The 17,170-nt window shown below is 58.7% G+C and carries 19 protein-coding genes; 7 read left to right on the forward strand and 12 right to left on the reverse strand.

Annotation, left to right across the window (positions count from 1 at the left end; genetic code table 11):
- Positions 1-5: 5 nt before the first annotated feature.
- Positions 6-1,169: a M20 aminoacylase family protein gene (locus ACR0B0_RS06320; RefSeq protein WP_480646935.1), complete on the reverse strand. Its 1,164-nt coding sequence runs from the start codon at positions 1,167-1,169 to the stop codon at positions 6-8.
- A gap of 66 nt (positions 1,170-1,235) precedes the next feature.
- Between ACR0B0_RS06320 and mazG the strand changes: the two genes are divergently transcribed.
- The 3 genes from mazG (at position 1,236) to ACR0B0_RS06335 (ending at position 3,544) form a co-directional block, all read left to right on the forward strand.
- Positions 1,236-2,093 (forward strand): nucleoside triphosphate pyrophosphohydrolase, encoded by an 858-nt coding sequence (gene mazG / locus ACR0B0_RS06325; protein WP_170376116.1) that lies wholly within the window; start codon positions 1,236-1,238, stop codon positions 2,091-2,093.
- A gap of 63 nt (positions 2,094-2,156) precedes the next feature.
- On the forward strand, positions 2,157-3,098 hold the full coding sequence (locus ACR0B0_RS06330) for a nucleoside hydrolase (RefSeq protein ID WP_480646937.1): 942 nt from the start codon (positions 2,157-2,159) through the stop codon (positions 3,096-3,098).
- Positions 3,095-3,544, forward strand: a complete 450-nt coding sequence (locus ACR0B0_RS06335) for a GNAT family N-acetyltransferase (protein WP_170375669.1) — start codon at positions 3,095-3,097, stop codon at positions 3,542-3,544. The genes ACR0B0_RS06330 and ACR0B0_RS06335 overlap by 4 nt, the downstream gene beginning before the upstream one ends.
- Here ACR0B0_RS06335 and ACR0B0_RS06340 read toward each other — a convergent pair.
- The 8 genes from ACR0B0_RS06340 to ACR0B0_RS06375 form a co-directional block, all read right to left on the reverse strand.
- Entirely contained in the window at positions 3,541-3,708 is a 168-nt protein-coding gene (locus ACR0B0_RS06340; protein WP_165590747.1) for a hypothetical protein, read from the reverse strand. The genes ACR0B0_RS06335 and ACR0B0_RS06340 overlap by 4 nt on opposite strands.
- Before the next feature lie 182 nt (positions 3,709-3,890).
- Complete coding sequence (locus ACR0B0_RS06345) at positions 3,891-4,397, reverse strand: GNAT family N-acetyltransferase (protein ID WP_170348956.1); 507 nt, start codon at positions 4,395-4,397, stop codon at positions 3,891-3,893.
- Between the two features lie 39 nt (positions 4,398-4,436).
- Positions 4,437-5,714 carry a phosphopyruvate hydratase gene (gene eno / locus ACR0B0_RS06350; RefSeq protein WP_170396072.1) on the reverse strand — a complete coding sequence of 426 codons (1,278 nt, stop codon included), beginning with the start codon at positions 5,712-5,714 and terminating at the stop codon, positions 4,437-4,439.
- Between the two features lie 145 nt (positions 5,715-5,859).
- Entirely contained in the window at positions 5,860-6,741 is an 882-nt protein-coding gene (locus tag ACR0B0_RS06355; RefSeq protein ID WP_170348958.1) for a DMT family transporter, read from the reverse strand.
- Positions 6,742-6,874: 133 nt separating this feature from the next.
- Positions 6,875-7,288, reverse strand: coding sequence for a Fur family transcriptional regulator (locus ACR0B0_RS06360; RefSeq protein WP_170396076.1), 414 nt, complete (start codon positions 7,286-7,288; stop codon positions 6,875-6,877).
- Between the two features lie 73 nt (positions 7,289-7,361).
- A complete protein-coding gene (locus tag ACR0B0_RS06365; RefSeq protein ID WP_170375677.1) occupies positions 7,362-8,072 on the reverse strand; it encodes an endonuclease/exonuclease/phosphatase family protein in 711 nt (236 codons plus the stop codon).
- A 39-nt stretch (positions 8,073-8,111) separates the two neighbouring features.
- Positions 8,112-8,477, reverse strand: coding sequence for a cupin domain-containing protein (locus ACR0B0_RS06370; protein WP_170396078.1), 366 nt, complete (start codon positions 8,475-8,477; stop codon positions 8,112-8,114).
- A gap of 155 nt (positions 8,478-8,632) precedes the next feature.
- Entirely contained in the window at positions 8,633-10,051 is a 1,419-nt protein-coding gene (locus ACR0B0_RS06375; RefSeq protein WP_480646940.1) for a protein adenylyltransferase SelO, read from the reverse strand.
- Positions 10,052-10,138: 87 nt separating this feature from the next.
- On the opposite strand from ACR0B0_RS06375, the gene ACR0B0_RS06380 reads away from it, so the two are divergent.
- Together ACR0B0_RS06380 and ACR0B0_RS06385 are read left to right on the forward strand one after the other, a co-directional pair.
- Positions 10,139-10,558 (forward strand): cupin domain-containing protein, encoded by a 420-nt coding sequence (locus ACR0B0_RS06380; RefSeq protein WP_170348963.1) that lies wholly within the window; start codon positions 10,139-10,141, stop codon positions 10,556-10,558.
- Positions 10,559-10,561: 3 nt separating this feature from the next.
- Complete coding sequence (locus ACR0B0_RS06385) at positions 10,562-11,449, forward strand: fatty acid desaturase (protein ID WP_480646942.1); 888 nt, start codon at positions 10,562-10,564, stop codon at positions 11,447-11,449.
- Between the two features lie 70 nt (positions 11,450-11,519).
- Here ACR0B0_RS06385 and ACR0B0_RS06390 read toward each other — a convergent pair whose 3' ends face one another.
- Both ACR0B0_RS06390 and ACR0B0_RS06395 read right to left on the reverse strand, forming a co-directional pair.
- The gene (locus tag ACR0B0_RS06390) at positions 11,520-12,206 is read right to left on the reverse strand and encodes a dimethylsulfonioproprionate lyase family protein (RefSeq protein ID WP_480646944.1); all 687 of its coding nucleotides are present in this window, start codon (positions 12,204-12,206) and stop codon (positions 11,520-11,522) included.
- Between the two features lie 23 nt (positions 12,207-12,229).
- Complete coding sequence (locus ACR0B0_RS06395; protein ID WP_254428473.1) at positions 12,230-13,303, reverse strand: anhydro-N-acetylmuramic acid kinase; 1,074 nt, start codon at positions 13,301-13,303, stop codon at positions 12,230-12,232.
- Positions 13,304-13,546: 243 nt separating this feature from the next.
- On the opposite strand from ACR0B0_RS06395, the gene ACR0B0_RS06400 reads away from it, so the two are divergent.
- A complete protein-coding gene (locus ACR0B0_RS06400) occupies positions 13,547-14,812 on the forward strand; it encodes an MFS transporter (RefSeq protein ID WP_170348967.1) in 1,266 nt (421 codons plus the stop codon).
- A 92-nt stretch (positions 14,813-14,904) separates the two neighbouring features.
- Entirely contained in the window at positions 14,905-16,152 is a 1,248-nt protein-coding gene (tyrS, locus tag ACR0B0_RS06405; protein WP_480646946.1) for a tyrosine--tRNA ligase, read from the forward strand.
- Between the two features lie 80 nt (positions 16,153-16,232).
- On the opposite strand, the gene ACR0B0_RS06410 is transcribed toward tyrS, so the two are convergent.
- Positions 16,233-17,150 carry a hypothetical protein gene (locus ACR0B0_RS06410; RefSeq protein ID WP_480646947.1) on the reverse strand — a complete coding sequence of 306 codons (918 nt, stop codon included), beginning with the start codon at positions 17,148-17,150 and terminating at the stop codon, positions 16,233-16,235.
- Positions 17,151-17,170 lie beyond the last annotated feature (20 nt).

The raw sequence follows: 17,170 nt of genomic DNA on the forward strand, positions 1-17,170 counted from the left end.
CCCCATCAGCCCAAAGGCTGCGCCTTTTCGACAATCCGTGCAAAGAACGAGGCGCCAACCGGCGCGATCTCGTCATTGAAGTTGTATTTGGGGTGGTGCAGCCCTGCGCCCTCACCCTGCCCCAGGAACAGATAGGCACCGGGACGTGCCTGTAACATATAGGAAAAATCCTCGGCCCCCATCTCACGCCCTGCGTTGGCGGTTACCTGGTCAGCGCCCGAGATGTCGCGCGCGACATCGGCTGCGAAACCAGCCTTTTCGGCGTCGTTTATCGTGGCGGGATAGTTCTTTTCATAGTCCAGCCGCGCCGTGACCCCATACGAGGTCGCCTGTCCCTGCACGATCTGTTCCATCCGCTCTATCACCATCTTCTGAACAGCAGGGTCAAACGTCCGGACTGTACCGTTGATGAAGGCCGTATCAGGGATCACATTGTTCACCGTTCCCGTGTGGATTTGCGTGACCGAGACCACCAGATCATCCAGCGCATAGTGGTTGCGGCTGACAATGGTCTGGATCGCTTGCGCGATGCCACAGGCGGCCATCACCGGATCGCGAGTCTCATGCGGCATGGCGCCGTGGCCTCCGACACCCTGAATATGCACCTCGAACGTGTCCACTGCCGCCATGATTGGCCCCGGCGTGGTGTAAAAGGACCCTTCGGCAAAACCGGGCGCGTTGTGCAGCGCATAGACCTGAGAGATATTGAACCGATCCATGATCCCCTCTTCGACCATGACACCGGCCCCGCCGCCCTCTTCTTCGGCGGGCTGAAAGATCAGCGCCACGCGACCGCGGAAATTCCGCGTCTCTGTCAGATAGCGTGCCGCACCCAAGAGCATCGTGGTGTGCCCGTCATGCCCGCAGGCGTGCATCTTGCCGGGGTTTTTGGACGCGTAAGATACGCCCGTCTCCTCAGGGATCGGCAAGGCGTCCATATCGGCGCGCAAGCCGATGGTCGGCCCCTCACCCTGCCCATTGATGATTGCCACTATGCCCGTCTTGGCAATGCCCTCATGCAGCTCATCCACACCGAACTCGCGCAGTCGGTCGGCGACGAAAGCAGATGTTTCGTGACATTCGAACTCTAATTCAGGGATCGAATGCAGGTGCCGGCGCCATGCGGCCATATCGGCAGAGAAATCGGCAATTCGGTTGACGACGGGCATCTGGGGTGGACTCCTGATCCTGACTGCGGAATGGATGCATCTGACACTGGAACGAAAGGGTTCGCAATGGCCGAAAATCCTCTGATCCACGACAGCGATGCGGGTATTGAGCGTTTGCTGGAAATCATGCGCCGCCTGCGCGACCCGGAATCAGGCTGCCCATGGGATATCGAACAGGATTTCGCCACCATAGCCCCTTACACGATCGAAGAGGCCTATGAGGTCGCCGATGCCATCGAACGCAACGCCTATGACGAACTGAAGGGTGAGCTGGGCGACCTGCTGTTCCAGTCCGTCTTCCACGCGCAAATGGCTGAAGAGGCTGGGCATTTCACTTTTCAGGACGTGGTGCGCACCATGTCGGACAAGATGGTCGACCGTCACCCGCATGTGTTCGGCGACGAATCCCGCGACAAATCTGCGGAACAGCAAACGGTGGATTGGGAAACCATCAAAGCAGCCGAGCGTGAGGGCAAGGAACAAAAAGGCGCTTTGGACGGTGTGGCCGCGAACCTGCCTGCCCTGTTGCGCGCCCATAAGCTGCAAAAGCGCGCCGCCCGCGTGGGATTCGACTGGCCCGATGCCAGCCATGTACTCGCCAAGATCACCGAAGAGGCAGCTGAGCTGGAAGAGGCCCGCAACAGCATGGATACCGATGCGTTAGAGGACGAGTTTGGAGATTTGCTGTTCGTGATGGTCAATCTGGGCCGTCACCTGGGCATCGAACCCGAAGCTGCCCTGCGCCGTACCAACGCCAAGTTCACGCGGCGGTTCGAACAGGTCGAGGCACGTCTTGCCGCGCGCGGGAAAACGCCGTCGCAAAGTGATTTGGCCGAAATGGATGCGCTGTGGGATGAAGTGAAGATCGAAGAGCACCGCGCCAATGGCAAACTCCCGCCTGTGGACGCCGCGACCGAGGCCTGAAACCGCTGGACAAGTGGGGTGACACTTGCGAGTGTCCGCGCTTCAAGACCCCGGAGGCAAATCATGGCACCGCGCAAGATCATTATCGACACTGACCCCGGTCAGGACGACGCTGTCGCAATCTTGCTGGCGTTGGCCAGCCCTGATGAGATCGACGTGCTGGGCATCACAGCTGTTGCCGGGAATGTGCCGCTGGAACTGACCGCCAAAAACGCGCGGATTGTTTGTGAACTGGCCGGGCATACGCATATCCCCGTTTACGCTGGATGCGACCGTCCGTTGAACCGCGCTTTGGTCACCGCGGAGCATGTGCATGGTAAGACCGGGCTGGACGGCCCTGTCCTGCCCGATCCGGAGATGCCGCTGGCTGATGGGCACGCGGTCGACTTCATCATCGACACCCTGCGCGCGCAGGAACCGGGGACGGTGACGCTCTGCCCGCTGGGGCCCTTGACCAATATCGCCACGGCCTTTCAGAAAGCGCCCGATATCGTCGAGCGCGTGCAGGAAATCGTGCTGATGGGCGGGGCGTATTTTGAGGTGGGCAACATCACACCCACCGCTGAATTCAACATTTACGTTGACCCGGAAGCCGCTGAAATTGTGTTTAAATCTGGCGTTCACATCGTCGTGATGCCGCTGGATGTCACCCATGACGCCTTAGTCACGAAACATCGCAACGATGCGTTCCGTGCACTCGATTCAAAAGTCGGCCATGCGGTTGCCGAAATGACAGATTTCTTCGAACGCTTCGACAAAGAAAAATACGGCTCAGAGGGCGCGCCGCTGCACGACCCCTGCGTGACCGCATATCTGATCCGGCCCGAACTGTTCTCGGGCCGTCACGTCAATGTGCAGATCGAAACGCAATCCGACCTGACCCTTGGCATGACCGTCGCTGATTGGTGGCGCGTGACTGAACATCCCCCCAATGCCATGTTCATGGGGGATATCGACGCCGATGGATTCTTTGATCTGCTAACAGAAAGGCTGGCCCGCCTATGAGCGCCGCGCTGAAACTTGCCCGTCCCGAAGATCTGGATCGCCTGATGTCGCTGGTCGCGGCCTTTCACGCCGAGGCCGGAATTGAACAGGACGCCGATCAACGTCGCGAGGCTCTGGCCCCGCTTCTTGAGGGCATCCCCCACGGGTGCGTCTATCTGATCGGACCCGGACGCGCGCCGCTGGGCTATATCGTGCTGACCTTTGGTTGGTCGGTCGAATTTGGCGGTATGGACGGCTTTGTCGACGAGATCTACATCCGCCCCGCAGTTCGTGGTCGCGGGATCGCCACCGAAGTCCTGCTGGACTTGCCCAAAGCCCTTGCCGGGGCAGGATTGACCGCATTGCATCTTGAGGTCGACCGGACCAATGAAGCCACACAAAGACTGTATCTGCGCACCGGTTTCAAAGCACGAGACCGCTATGTGCTGATGAGCAAGCCGCTTTAGCGCGCCTCAACGCCCATATCGAATCCAGGAATGTCCATATCCATCACCGGGTCAGTGGACGACGCCTGCATCCCCGATACCGGATAAGTCCCCGGCCCCGAGCAGGCCGCCAAAAATACAGTGCTGATCACTGAAACTACGAGAAGGAATTTCGAACCAGTCATGGTGTACCCCCTTTTCTGTAATCCAGTCACAATAGGTCAGCTCAAATTGAGACAAATAGGAAAAAGTTCACACATAACGCGAATTATGCTGAGAAATATTTAGGGTTATGTTTTTTCCACGCGTTAACAACGAGAAAGCGGCGCAAAATAATTCGGCTAAAAGGTCTTTCTTGTCCGTTCCGCTACAATTTCATCTCGAAAAACAGCAGATGACCCTCGGCGATTTCCGGAATCTCAGCGTATGCGTCCCGCAGAACGAACCCCATTGAGAGGTAAAGTCGGGTCGCTGTCTGCAATGGTTTGCCAGTGTCCATGCGGATCAGGTCAAACCCCTGCTGGCGACATTGCTGGATCAAAGACAGCATGATGGCACGACCTGCCCCCGTACCGCGGGCGCTGTCCTGAACGAATACGCGCTTGATCTCGGCCACGCCCGGCTCGATCGTGTGGAACATGCCACATCCAACGGGCTGATCACCGATCAGCGCAAGACGCGCGCCACCGTTCGGCGGGCTGTGTTCGGCCTCAATGACCTCCATCACACGGGCATATTTATCCTGCGAATAGATGGTCTGAACAATACGTTGCGACTTTTCATCCAGCGTCAGGAGGAAGTCGCGGTATTCCCAACACAAACGCCGGACCGCATCAAAGTGGTCCGGCGTTCTGGGTTCTATGATGCTAAGCAACTGCCGATCCTCGATAAGGTACGAGGATCAGAATAACACTCAGCGCTTAAGGATCGAAGCCCCGGCGTATTCGGCAACTTCGCCCAACGATTCCTCGATACGGATCAATTGGTTGTACTTGGCCAACCGGTCCGATCGCGCCAGCGAGCCGGTTTTGATCTGACCGCAATTCGTCGCCACGGCTAGATCGGCGATGGTGGCATCCTCGGTCTCGCCCGAACGGTGCGACATCACGTTGGTATAACCCGCGCGGTGCGCCATATCGACGGCGCGCAGGGTTTCGGTCAACGAGCCGATCTGGTTCACCTTGACCAGCATCGAATTGGCGCAGCCGCGGTCGATCCCTTCAGCCAGACGTTCGGGGTTGGTCACGAACAGGTCGTCGCCCACCAGTTGAACACGGTCACCGATGGCATCGGTCAGCGCCTTCCAGCCGTCCCAGTCATCTTCGGACATGCCGTCTTCGATTGAGATGATCGGATAGTCTTTGACCAGCGCCGCCAGATACTCGGCGTTTTCTTCGGAGGTTAGCGAGATATTCTCACCCGACAGAACGTATTTGCCGTCGCGATAGTATTCAGTGGCAGCGCAGTCCAGCGCCAGGTGGATTTCTTCACCGGGTTTGTAGCCAGCCTTTTCAATGGACTGCAGGATGAAATCCAACGCCTCGCGGGTGGATGCGATGTTGGGGGCAAAGCCGCCCTCGTCGCCTACGCCGGTGGCTAGACCAGCAGCCGATAGTTCGCGTTTGAGGGTGTGGAAAACTTCGGACCCCATGCGCACGGCTTCGCGGATATTTGCGGCCGAAGTTGGCATGATCATGAATTCTTGAATATCGATCGGGTTGTCCGCGTGCTCACCCCCGTTGATGATGTTCATCATCGGCACTGGCAGAACACGAGCCGAGGTGCCACCCACATAGCGATACAGAGGCTGCGTGGTGAAATCCGCCGCTGCCTTAGCCGTGGCCAGCGAAACACCCAGAATGGCATTGGCGCCAAGCCGACCCTTGTTCTCGGTTCCGTCCAGTTCGATCATGGCGCCATCGATGGCAACCTGCTCGGTGGCGTCAAAGCCGACCAGCTCCTCGGCAATCTCACCGTTCACGGCGGCGACGGCTTCAAGCACGCCCTTGCCCAAATAGCGCGATTTGTCACCGTCACGCTTTTCCACTGCTTCATAAGCGCCGGTCGACGCGCCCGAGGGCACAGCGGCGCGGCCCATGGTGCCGTCTTCCAGAATCACGTCGACCTCAACGGTCGGGTTGCCCCGGCTGTCCAGAATTTCGCGTGCGTGGATGTCGATAATGGTACTCATGAGGCCCGTTCCTGTGGCTGCAATCAGTTGCACGCCTCATACCATCACCGGGCAAAAAGTAAACCAGTCATGTTATCGCTAACACGTATATTTCCGGCCCTTTAGGGCTAACAATTCCCTGTTTGCGCCAACGTGCGACGATCCGTCAGGCTGCAACCGCCAGTTCACGGGCCAAACGGCGTTCGCGAATAAAGGTGTACATGCCCGACCCCATGATCAACGTGGCCCCGGCCAGCGTCATAAGGTCCGGGCGTTCACCGAACATCAGCATCCCCGCGGCGATCGAAAAAATCAGCCGGGTATAGCGGAAGGGCGTCAGGGCCGAAGCCTCACCAATCCGCATGGCGATGACGATGCCGTAATAACCCAGAAAACCAAAGCCAACGGCACCCAGATAGGGACCGATCTGCCAAGTATGTAAAGGCACAACGGGTTGTGCGGAAAACACCATCAACGCCACGCCAGCAAATGCCACGGCGACATAGGCCTGCAGGGCGACCACGGACGAGGCCACGCGAACATCCAGCTTACGGGTGATCAGGTCGCGCGCAGCGATGGCAAGCACACTGGCCACGACAAACAACGACTCGGGTTGAAACCCGGCCAGCCCGGGGCGGATGATCATCAGCACGCCGATGAAGCCGATGCCAATCGCGCTCCACCGTCGCCAGCCGACATGCTCGCCCAGAAACAGCGCGGCCCCCATGGTGACGGCCAGCGGCATCGCCTGAAACACAGCAGCCACGGTGGACAGATCGACCAGAGACAGCGCGGTCACAAAACTCAGCGCCCCAACCGCTTCGGTCCCGGCGCGCATCAGAGGCAGAGGCTGCCACGCCACCGGATCAAGGATACGTTTGCGCGTAGCCAATGACATCACGACAAAGGCCAGGCTGCAGATCACACCCAACACAACCATGATCTGACCGGTCGGCACTGTCACCGACAGATGCTTGATGAACATATCCTCAAGCGCAAAAGCCGCCATCGCACCGACGACCAGCAAAATGCCGTGTACGTTGTTCATGACCGTGTCCGTTGAATCCTGCGGCCCCAATGCCGCTTTTCTCAGCAAAATCGCAAGAAAGCCGTTCAAGCAAGCATTATCCGCCCGGAAAGCATGAATTCCCGTGCGCCTGTCGTTCGCGTTTTGTGATGAGTCAGTCCTGTTCCAGCGGCACGCCGTACAGTTCCAGCCGGTGGCCTTTCAGCTTATACCCCAGCTTGGCCGCGATCTTTTCCTGCAACACTTCGATCTCGGGGTCGACGAATTCGATCACCTTGCCGGATTGCATGTCGATTAAATGGTCATGATGATCACGCTCAGCATCCTCATACCGTGCGCGCCCATCACCGAATTCCAGCCGGTCAAGAATTCCCGCTTCTTCGAACAGTTTGACAGTGCGATAGACCGTGGCAATCGAGATGCCCGAATCCACTTTCGAGGCACGAGCATACAGTTCCTCAACATCCGGGTGATCCTCACTTTGTTGCAGCACCTGCGCGATTGTGCGGCGCTGGCCGGTCATGCGCAGACCTTTTGATTCACAGCGGGCGATGATCGTATCGGACATAAGTGACCCTCAGAGTAGTTCGGGTTTCTGTCTTAGTACGTCTGCGCGGATCGCGCCACAGGGGAATTGCAGCCTAGGCCACCCGTCTCAGGTCCGCCCAGATCGGCAGATGATCGGACGCAATATGCGCAGGCCGTGCGTCGTGCACGCCGTGGACGACCGCCTCAAGCCCTGCGCCCAGCGCGATGCGGTCAAGGGCCCCCAGGGGCTGTGCGGCCGGAAAGCTTGGAACCGGTGCCAAAAAGCGCATATCCGGGGCCAAATGGTCCAACACAGGCTGGCGCGACCATTCGTTGAAGTCCCCGGCCCAGACGGTGGGCATGTTGTCCAGATCATCGTCAAAGCGGCGGATGTGCGTGATCTGCTGCCGCCGGGATGCGGGCAACAGGCCCAGATGCATCCCCATCACGCGCAGCGGCCCGATTTGGGTGTCGAATTCCACACGCACGGCTCCCCGCGGCTCCAGCCCAGGCAGGTCGTGGTGCCCGGTCTGCCGAACCTGAATCGAATTTCCGCGCCAGATCACAGCGTTTCCATGCCAGCCCAGACTGCCGGCCCCACCCAGATCGACGATCTGCCAGCCGGCCTCATCCAACATGAAATGTGGTAAGGCGGCAGGCCGGGGCGGCAAGCGTTTGTCGGCCTCTTGCAACACCACGATATCGGCCTGCATGCTGTCGATGACCTGCATGATACGCTGGGGCTGCCGCCGAAAATCCAGCCCCACACATTTCTGAATGTTATAGCTGGCGATACGCAGGGTTGATGGTTTGGTCATTGGCATCCTGTGTCTGACATCAAAGGTTCCTCGGCCACCCGGCCCCTATTTAAATTGTGTAATCATAAGGTTGGCGGGCTCACCCCCTTCTGCGGATGAGCTATGGCCTGTTCCCTTGACATCTTCGGCCCAAAACAAGTCACCCGTTTTGAAATCACGTATTTCGCCCGACCCCGCCTGAACACGGAACGTACCGGACAGAACCGTCGCAAGTTGGGGTTTCGGGGAACGGTGTTGAACCCCTTTCCACCCAGCAGGCAATGACAAGAAGGCAATACGCGCGGCATCGACCTCTTTTGAGACCAGAAACGGTGCGGCCGGGGGGGCAAAGGTCTTGAGCTCGAAATCAATCTCACGATTTTCAAAATAAGACACTCCGTCCGCGTCTTCCAACAAAATGGCGTAGCGCATTTTATGCTCCCTAAAACAAAACTGATTTTATCTGCAGTTCCCCCGGTTGCGCCCATTATGCAGCATTATGTGCCGATGGTAAGTCGCTTGGCATTATGTTCAGAAGAACGCCCACTAGACAGCTTAAAAACTAGACGTTCAAGTTTTGATATTCGCTATGTCCCACAGAACGTCGCGTGGACCACTTCGCTTTCGGCCGGCGGATGTGCCAGGTCGGTTGCGTCGGGTTGATCCTCATAGGCGCGGGCAAGCACCGCATTTAACCGATGGAACGGGGCAAAATCGCCTTGGACAGCAGCCTGTATCATCTGCTCGACCCGGTGGTTGCGCGGGATAAAGGCCGGGTTGGCGGCGTTCATCACCGTCTGCGGGTCATTTTCACGGGCCAGCCGAGCCTGCCAGCCGTCGGCCCATTCATCATAAGCTTCGGGGTTCACGAACTGATCGCGGGCCTTGTCACTGCCCAGCGCACGGAACGTATTGGTGAAATCGGCACTGTTATGCGCCATCCGGGTCAGCAGATCGGTGATCAACGCCTCGTCGCCCTTATCCTCGGTCGTCAAACCGATCTTGGCGCGGAAGCGGGCCAGCCATTCCTGTTGGATCAGTACCGGCATTGCATGCACGATCTCAGTGGCCTCTTGAACGGCGGCTTCGGGGTCCTCGACCTGCTGAATCAAAGAGGTCGCCAATTGCGCCAGGTTCCATACGGCGATGTCCGGCTGATTGGAATAGGCGTATCGTCCCATTCGGTCGATTGAACTGAAGACCGTATTCGGGTGATAGATGTCCATGAAGGCACAAGGCCCATAGTCGATGGTCTCGCCAGCGATCGAGAAGTTATCGGTGTTCATCACCCCGTGGATAAACCCGACGCTCATCCATTGCGCAATCAGCCGCGCCTGCGCGTCCCGGACCGCGCGCAGCAGGCCCATTGGACCTTCGGCCTGCGGATAGTGTCGGGCGATGGCGTATTCGGTCAGCCGCTTCAAGCTGTCGACCTGCCGTCTTGCGGCAAACACCTGAAACGTCCCCACACGCAGATGGCTTTGCGCCACGCGGGTCAGCACCGCGCCCGGCATCGGGCCTTCGCGCAAGACGATCTCTCCTGTCTCAACCGCAGCCAGCGCACGGGTGGTCGGGATGCCCAGTGCGTGCATCGCCTCGGATACCACGTATTCGCGCAGAACTGGCCCAAGCCACGCACGGCCATCGCCCTGGCGGCTGAACGGGGTTTGTCCCGAGCCCTTCAACTGAATATCCCGCCGCACGCCGTCTGTTCCGATCGTCTCACCCAGCAATACCGCACGCCCATCGCCGAGCTGCGGGTTGTAGGTGCCGAACTGATGGCCGGAATAAAGCTGAGCAATCGGCTCGGCCCCTTCAGGCAGGGCATTCCCGGCGAAAACCTCGGCCATTTCCTGCACATCGCCCGGAGTTACCCCTAGAACGCGGGCCAGATCTTCATTAAACGCAATCAAACGCGGAGCGCGCACCGGCACCGGCACTTGCCGGGCGAAAAAAGTTTTGGGAAGACGGGCATAGCTGTTGTCAAACGGGATATTCAAGGTCATGCGGCAAACATATGGTGGATACACGTAAATACCATAGCGGATCGCACGCCTGCGTGCATAATCACCACAACCAAGCAAGAGGCCCTAATGACCGCGCAAGAGATCATCGACCACCTTCAGTTGCAGCGCCACCCCGAGGGCGGTTGGTTCCGCGAAACTTGGCGGGCCGATAACGAAGGCCGCGCCACCGGCACATGCATCTATTTCCTGTTGCAGGCTGGCGAACACAGCCACTGGCACCGCGTCGATGCGACCGAAATCTGGCTGTATCACGCCGGTGCGCCACTGACCCTGTCCCTCAGCGCTACCGATGACGGCCCTGCCAACGATCACCTGCTGACCCCCGACCTGACCAAAGGCGCGCCACAATTGATCGTACCCACGAACCACTGGCAATCAGCGCAGTCGACTGGAGAGTACACTCTGGTCAGTTGCACCGTCTCACCCGGGTTCGAATTCGACGGCTTTGTGTTGGCCGCGCCGGAATTCGATATCGCGCGCGGGTAAACCGTGGACCACCGCGCGCTCATAGCGTCGATCCCGCCCGAGGCGAAAGAAAGGCTTCAGCTCCGATCTGACGCCGCTGGGCTGAAGCATTTGGCGGCGTATGGCATAGTACTGGCGGGCACCTCGGCCTGTATCGCATTGCGGGTGCCGCTTTGGCCTCTGTTTATCCTTCCCCAAGGCATCCTTCTGGTTTTCCTGTTTACGCTCAGTCACGAGTGTACGCACAAGACACCGTTTCGCAGTGGCTGGTTGAACGATGTCATCGGGCATCTGGTTTCGATCCCTACCGCCCTGCCCTTTACGTGGTTTCGGTATTTCCATCTGGCCCATCACAAATGGACCAACCACCCGGAAAAAGACCCGGAGCTGGGTGGCAAACCACGACCCGGGAATTGGCGGGACCTGCTGATTTACCTAAGCGGATGGCCGTATTGGAGCGGGATGGCAAAGGTTCTGATGCAAAACGCTTTTGGCCGGATCGACGCGCCCTACCTGCCTGCCCGCCAACACCGCGCCATGCGTATTGAGGCGCGGCTATTGCTGGTTCTCTACGTCCCTGTCGGTCTCAGCCTGCTCTATTCTTCAGTATTGTTCTGGCTATGGATTCTACCGGTGCTGATCGCGCAACCCTTCTTGCGCCTCTATCTATTAGCCGAACATGGCCTCTGCCCCTCAGTCGCCAATATGCTCGAGAACTCTCGCACCACTTTCACCAACCGCATCGTCCGGTTTCTGGCCTGGAATATGCCCTACCACGCCGAGCACCATGCGTTTCCCAACGTGCCGTTCCATCAATTGCCCGCGCTGCACGATTGGACCCGGGCACATTTGAAATCGACTTCTGAGGGGTATTCCGATTTTTCACTGGATTACATGAAATCCCTGAAGTGAAAATCCGTCTTCCAGTGACCCTGTGACCTCCGACAAAAAAGCTGATCAAAGTCACCCCCTATCCAACCGTTTAATTGGATGGGGTCAGGACAGGAGGCGTATCGAAACGGTTGCGCCAGGCCACAAGGCACAATATCGGATCGTCCTGCGTTTCCATTGCATGCGGCTGATTGCTTTCGTGATACATAGTGCCGCCTTCGCCGAGGTTTTCACTCGGACAGCCCTCGCGATTGAACACGCCAGTTCCTGAAATCACCATGTACATTTCTTCTGCTGGATGATGATGCCACGGATAGTAAAGCTGAGGCGGCATGTGAACAATCCAAAGCCAGAGTTTGTTCGATAAGAACGGCCCTCCTGCTCCGACGATGGAATAACATCCAAAATTATGCAGGAAACAATCGCCGATATCTGTGTATTTGTAGGTCTCTCGCCAAACCGCGTAAGGTGCTGCGTTTACGATCGCATCCTGCAGGCGAGCATAGGTTTGTGATACCAGCCCCGCCTCCTGCTGCAACACGTCGCCACACGGGAGATGATATGGCTCAATCTCCTGCCTTTGAATGTCATCTGGAAACGGTGCGAACGACGTCATCTGGGGATGGCTGACATATGCATCCCGAGCTTGTTGCAGTAGATTCTGGTAGACGCCTTCTTTGCTCATAAAGAGCGAGGATAACCAGTTTTCAGACTTGGGTTTGTCTGCATGCGACATCGAATGCAAATTTTGCTGCCGAGCGACACGAAAGCCTATCATCTGAGGTTCCAGCCAAATTCCCTTCAGCCAGCAGCACCCATCGAAACCGTACTGACAACTCCTCCCCCGACAAGAGCTTTAACCCCAGTTGTTCCAGGGCATGATGTCGGCAACCCACGTGCCACGCGTACTGCGAGATAGGCGAAGGCCTGTGCCTCGAGCATGTCGCCGTCCAACCCTACCGCTTCGACCGGCTCGACCGGGCAGTCCAGTGCGACGCGCAGCATCTCCATCAGCACCGGGTTATGCCGCCCGCCGCCAGTGACCAGAAGACGCGCAGGCGGTTTGGGGCAATGTTCCATCCCCTGCAGCACGCCCGCCGCACACATGCCGGTCAGTGTGGCCACCGCGTCGGCGTCGTTTAGCTCCTGAACCAACCGGATCATCTCGGCAAAGTCGTTCCGGTCAAGAGACTTAGGGGGCATTCGGGTAAAGTAAGGCTCAGCCAGAAACAGTTCGAGCGCGCCCATCTCGACCGTGCCGCCACGCGCAACCGCACCATCGCGGTCCATCGGCAGGCCCAGACGCGCCTGCATCAGGTCATCAACGGGTGCATTGGCGGGACCGGTGTCAAAGGCCAGCAGAGCTCCGGGCGCTTCCGGGCCGTCAAAGCCGGGGTCCACATAAGTCAGGTTTCCCACCCCGCCGAGGTTCAAAAAACACAGCGGTTGGGTCGCCCCGATCCATTTAGCGCAGGCAAAGTGAAAGAATGGTGCTAGGGGCGCACCTTCCCCCCCCATCGCCACGTCGTCACTGCGGAAATCCCAGACGACCGGCACGCCTAAAGCCTGCGCCAACCCCTTGCCGTCGCCCACTTGTAACGTACCCCGCCCATGTGGTTCGTGCGCCAGAGTCTGCCCGTGAAAGCCGATCAGATCGATCTCTTCAAATTCCGAGAGCGCCTCGGCGTGCGCAATGGTAACCAGCTCAGCCGCCTTGTCCACGTCCGGGCCGTGCCATTGACCCAGCGCCGCGCGCAGATCGCTGCGCTCGGCCTCGGTATAGGCGCGATAGCCGCTTGGGCCAAAACCGATGATGTGATGCCCATCGGTTTCCACCACCGCAGCATCCACACCGTCCAGCGACGTGCCAGACATTGCACCCAGGGCTTTGATCGGCCCGCCTTTCCTGATGGCCCGGTTCACGCTCACCTCATTTATCTTGTTTTATGGCGCTCAACCTGCCTGTTCATCGCCCCACTAGGCAAGTCACATCACGCGGTCCACGTGCTTTTTTGCTACAACCTGCGCGCCTGCAACCACAACACGAGCGACGGGACGGTTGCACCGGCGCACGGCCTGAGTAAGCATTGCGACCAACTGCACCCTAAACGGACGACCATGACGGACACACAGACACCCAACCAGCCCGCGCAGGGGCGCAATTACCAGCTTATCTTTTGGTCAGGGTCACTGGCCACAATTGGCGGGCAGCTGGTGAACCCCAATCTGGTGCTGCCCTTCCTGTATCTGGCCTTGGGGGCGCCTACGTTTTTCGCGGGCCTGTTGCTGCCCTTCGTGACCGGATCGCGCCTGATTGCCGAGATTTTCATGTCTCCGTTCATCAACCGGGTGACCCGCGCGAAACTGGCGGTTTACGTGCCGAACATCCTGACGGCCGCCATTCTGTCGGTCGTGGCATTGTTCGCAACAAACCTCCCCAATCTTCTGATTGTGTTACTATTTCTGACAACCGCGGTTGTAATGGGACTGTGTCAGGGGATCACCAGTCTGGGCACCAGCCAAATCTATGGCATCTCGGTGCCCGAGGCGAAACGAAATCGGATGGTGTTTGCACAGGCCACAATCTCAGGCATTCTGGCCATTCTTGTGGTCTGGGTGACGCGCGATCTGCTGGCCTCGGATGAACCAATGCAGCGCCACATCGTCGTCCTGTGGTGCGGCGTTGTCGCCATGTTCGCCGCCGGCGTCAGCTTTGCCGGTGTCCGGCTGCTGGAACAAGAGCAAGCCCGTGCCCCCGCACCCAAAAGCAAACCCAAACCGCTGGCTGAGTTGGTGACCGGTTTCAAAACCGGAATGGCTTATTCGTGGTATCGCAAGTTTCTAACGGCGCGTCTGATCTTTGTCTCGGTTGAGCTGGCCATGCCGTTTTACACAATCCACGCTGCGACCTTTCACGTGGGCACCAAACACTCACTCAGCTATTTCGTGATGGCCGCCAGTCTTGGTATGGTGCTGGGCTCGATCCTGTGGGGTTGGCTCAGCGGTCGGATCTCGGTCAAGCCGGTGATGTGGCTGGGGTGCTTGATCTCGGCAGTTTCAGCCATACTGGCGCTGGCCTTCACATTCCTTGGCTATGCGCAGAACGTCTGGGTTTATGCGCTGGTCATCCTGCTGCTGTCACTGGGCGGGAATGGCGTCATTTATGGCCGCTATCTCTATATCATTGAAAAGACATCGGAACAGGAGCGTCCCTACCTGGTCGCCCTTGGCGATGTTAGTGCCGGACTGATCGGCATGGTCTTTGCTGCGATCCTGGGCGCGGTGGCACATCTGCACGATCCAATCACCCCGATCTTTGCACTGGCCGCGCTGAACCTGATCGCAATGCTCTATGCGTTGCGCCTGCCTCCGGTCAAAAGCTGACACTGCCCACGTTTTTCTTGGAAATGGTGGCTTTTCCTTGCCCAAAGCGACGCCTATACAGTGCCCCGCAACATCAACCCAAAGGGCACGATATGACCTACCACCCCAAATCGGATTTCATCGCCACGATGATCGAGCGCGGCTTTCTCGCCGACTGCACCGATTATCAGGGCCTTGACGAAGCGCTGATCAGTGGGTGCAAGCCGGCCTATATCGGCTTTGATGCGACGGCAAAATCGTTGCATGTGGGCAGCCTGATCCAAATCATGATGCTGCGCTGGTTCCAGAAAACCGGCCATCAGCCGATCACCCTGATGGGCGGCGGCACCACCAAGGTGGGCGATCCGTCGTTCCGCGCGGATGAACGTCCCCTGTTGGGGCCCGAACAGATCGACGAAAACATCGCGGGCATCAAAAAGGTGTTCTCGGCCTATATCGACTATGACAGTGACGCCGAAAACAAAGCTCTGATGCTGAACAATGCCGAGTGGCTGGACGACCTGAACTACCTCGATTTCCTGCGGGACATCGGGCGGCACTTCTCGGTCAACCGCATGCTTTCGTTTGAGTCCGTGAAATCGCGGCTGGATCGAGAACAATCGCTCAGCTTCCTCGAATTCAACTACATGATCCTGCAGGCTTATGATTTCCTTGAGCTGAACCGCCGCTATGGCTGCGTTCTGCAGATGGGCGGCTCGGATCAGTGGGGCAATATCGTCAATGGGATCGACCTAACCCGCCGCGTGCTGGATCACGAGATTTACGGTCTGACCTCGCCCCTGTTGACCACCAGCGACGGCAAGAAGATGGGCAAATCTCAGGACGGTGCCGTGTGGCTGAACGCCGAGATGCGCTCGCCCTACGAATTCTGGCAGTTCTGGCGCAACACCACCGATGCGGATGTCGGGCGGTTCCTGAAGCTCTACACCGAAATGCCGGTGGATGAGTGCGAGCGCCTGGGCGCGCTGCAAGGGTCCGAAATCAATGAGGCCAAGATCCGTCTTGCCAACGAGGTGACCACCCTTGCCCACGGTGCTTTAGCCGCTGCGACTGCCGAGGCCACCGCACGCGAAGTGTTTGAGAGAGGGGGCGTTGGGGATGACCTGCCGACCGTGATCGTCGGCGAGGGCACCCTCCCAATCTCGATCGTGCAATTGTTCGTCATTTCCGGTCTCGCGAAGTCGGGCAAAGAGGCCAAACGCCTGATTGCTGAAAACGGCGCCAAAGTGGACGATGCCCCTTTGACGGATGCGGGCCTGATGATCGACGCAGGCGCTCTGTCCTCACCCGTCAAATTGAGCGCAGGCAAGAAGCGGCACGCCTTGGTCCGGCTGGCCTAAACTGTTCCAACACGGCTAACGGCCACCCAATTGGGTGGCCGTTTTCGTTTCAGGCGCTGACGCGCAGGTGGCAAACGGGCTTAGCGTTTTCCATCCTTGCCGCCGCCTTTTCCGTCGCCGTGGCCGCCCTTACCACCGCCATGGCCTCCTTTGCCGCCGCCTTTACCGTCGCCGTGGCCGCCTTTGCCACCGCCATGGCCGCCTTTACCGTCGCCGTGGCCGCCTTTGCCTCCGCCGTGACCGCCGCCATTGCTGCCCCCATTGCCGTGACCACCGCCGCCATTGCCATTGCCGTTATTGCCGCCACCGTCTCCGGTGCCGGGGCCAGAGCCGCCGTTATTGCCACCGCCGTTGCCGGAATTCCCGTTGTTTCCGTTACCATTACCGGGGCCGCCGTTGTTGCCACCGTTGCCGCTGCCGTTGTTGCCGCCGTTGCCACCACCGTTGTTGCCGCCATTGCCGCCGCCGTTGTTGCCGCCGTTGTCGCCGCCACCGCCGTTGCCACCGCCGTTGCCTGGGTCACCGCCGCCGTCACCGGGATCACCGCCACCATCACCGGGGTCGCCGCCACCGTCACCGGGGCCACCGCCGCCGTTGCCGGGGTTACCACCTCCGCCTCCGCCGCCAGACCCGGAACCGCCTCCGCTATCTGAATCAAGACCGGCAAACTGATCATTTCCCCGCGCCTCGCCTGGATTTCCCGATGCACCAATCGAACCCGTTGGTTGGTCGGTCAACAACGAAGCCAATCCTGGGCATTGCGCCGTTGTGTTGCGCAATGTGGTCGCGAAATCCGACCGTTGTTGCAGGCGTTCCAGAAAGCTGGGTGTCACCTGCTGACAATCACACAGCGCCTGATAATCCCCCCGATTTGCAGCATCCCGGGCGGTCTTCCAGTTGCACACCTCTGGCGCAGCTGCGGCGCTGCTTACCGCCATCACAGTCAGAAAAGGTGCAGTTACCAGCACAGGAATTCCGACTTTCAAACTCTTACGCATAACACTTGTCTCCTTGTTCG

This window comes from Ruegeria sp. BA12, assembly GCF_056539625.1.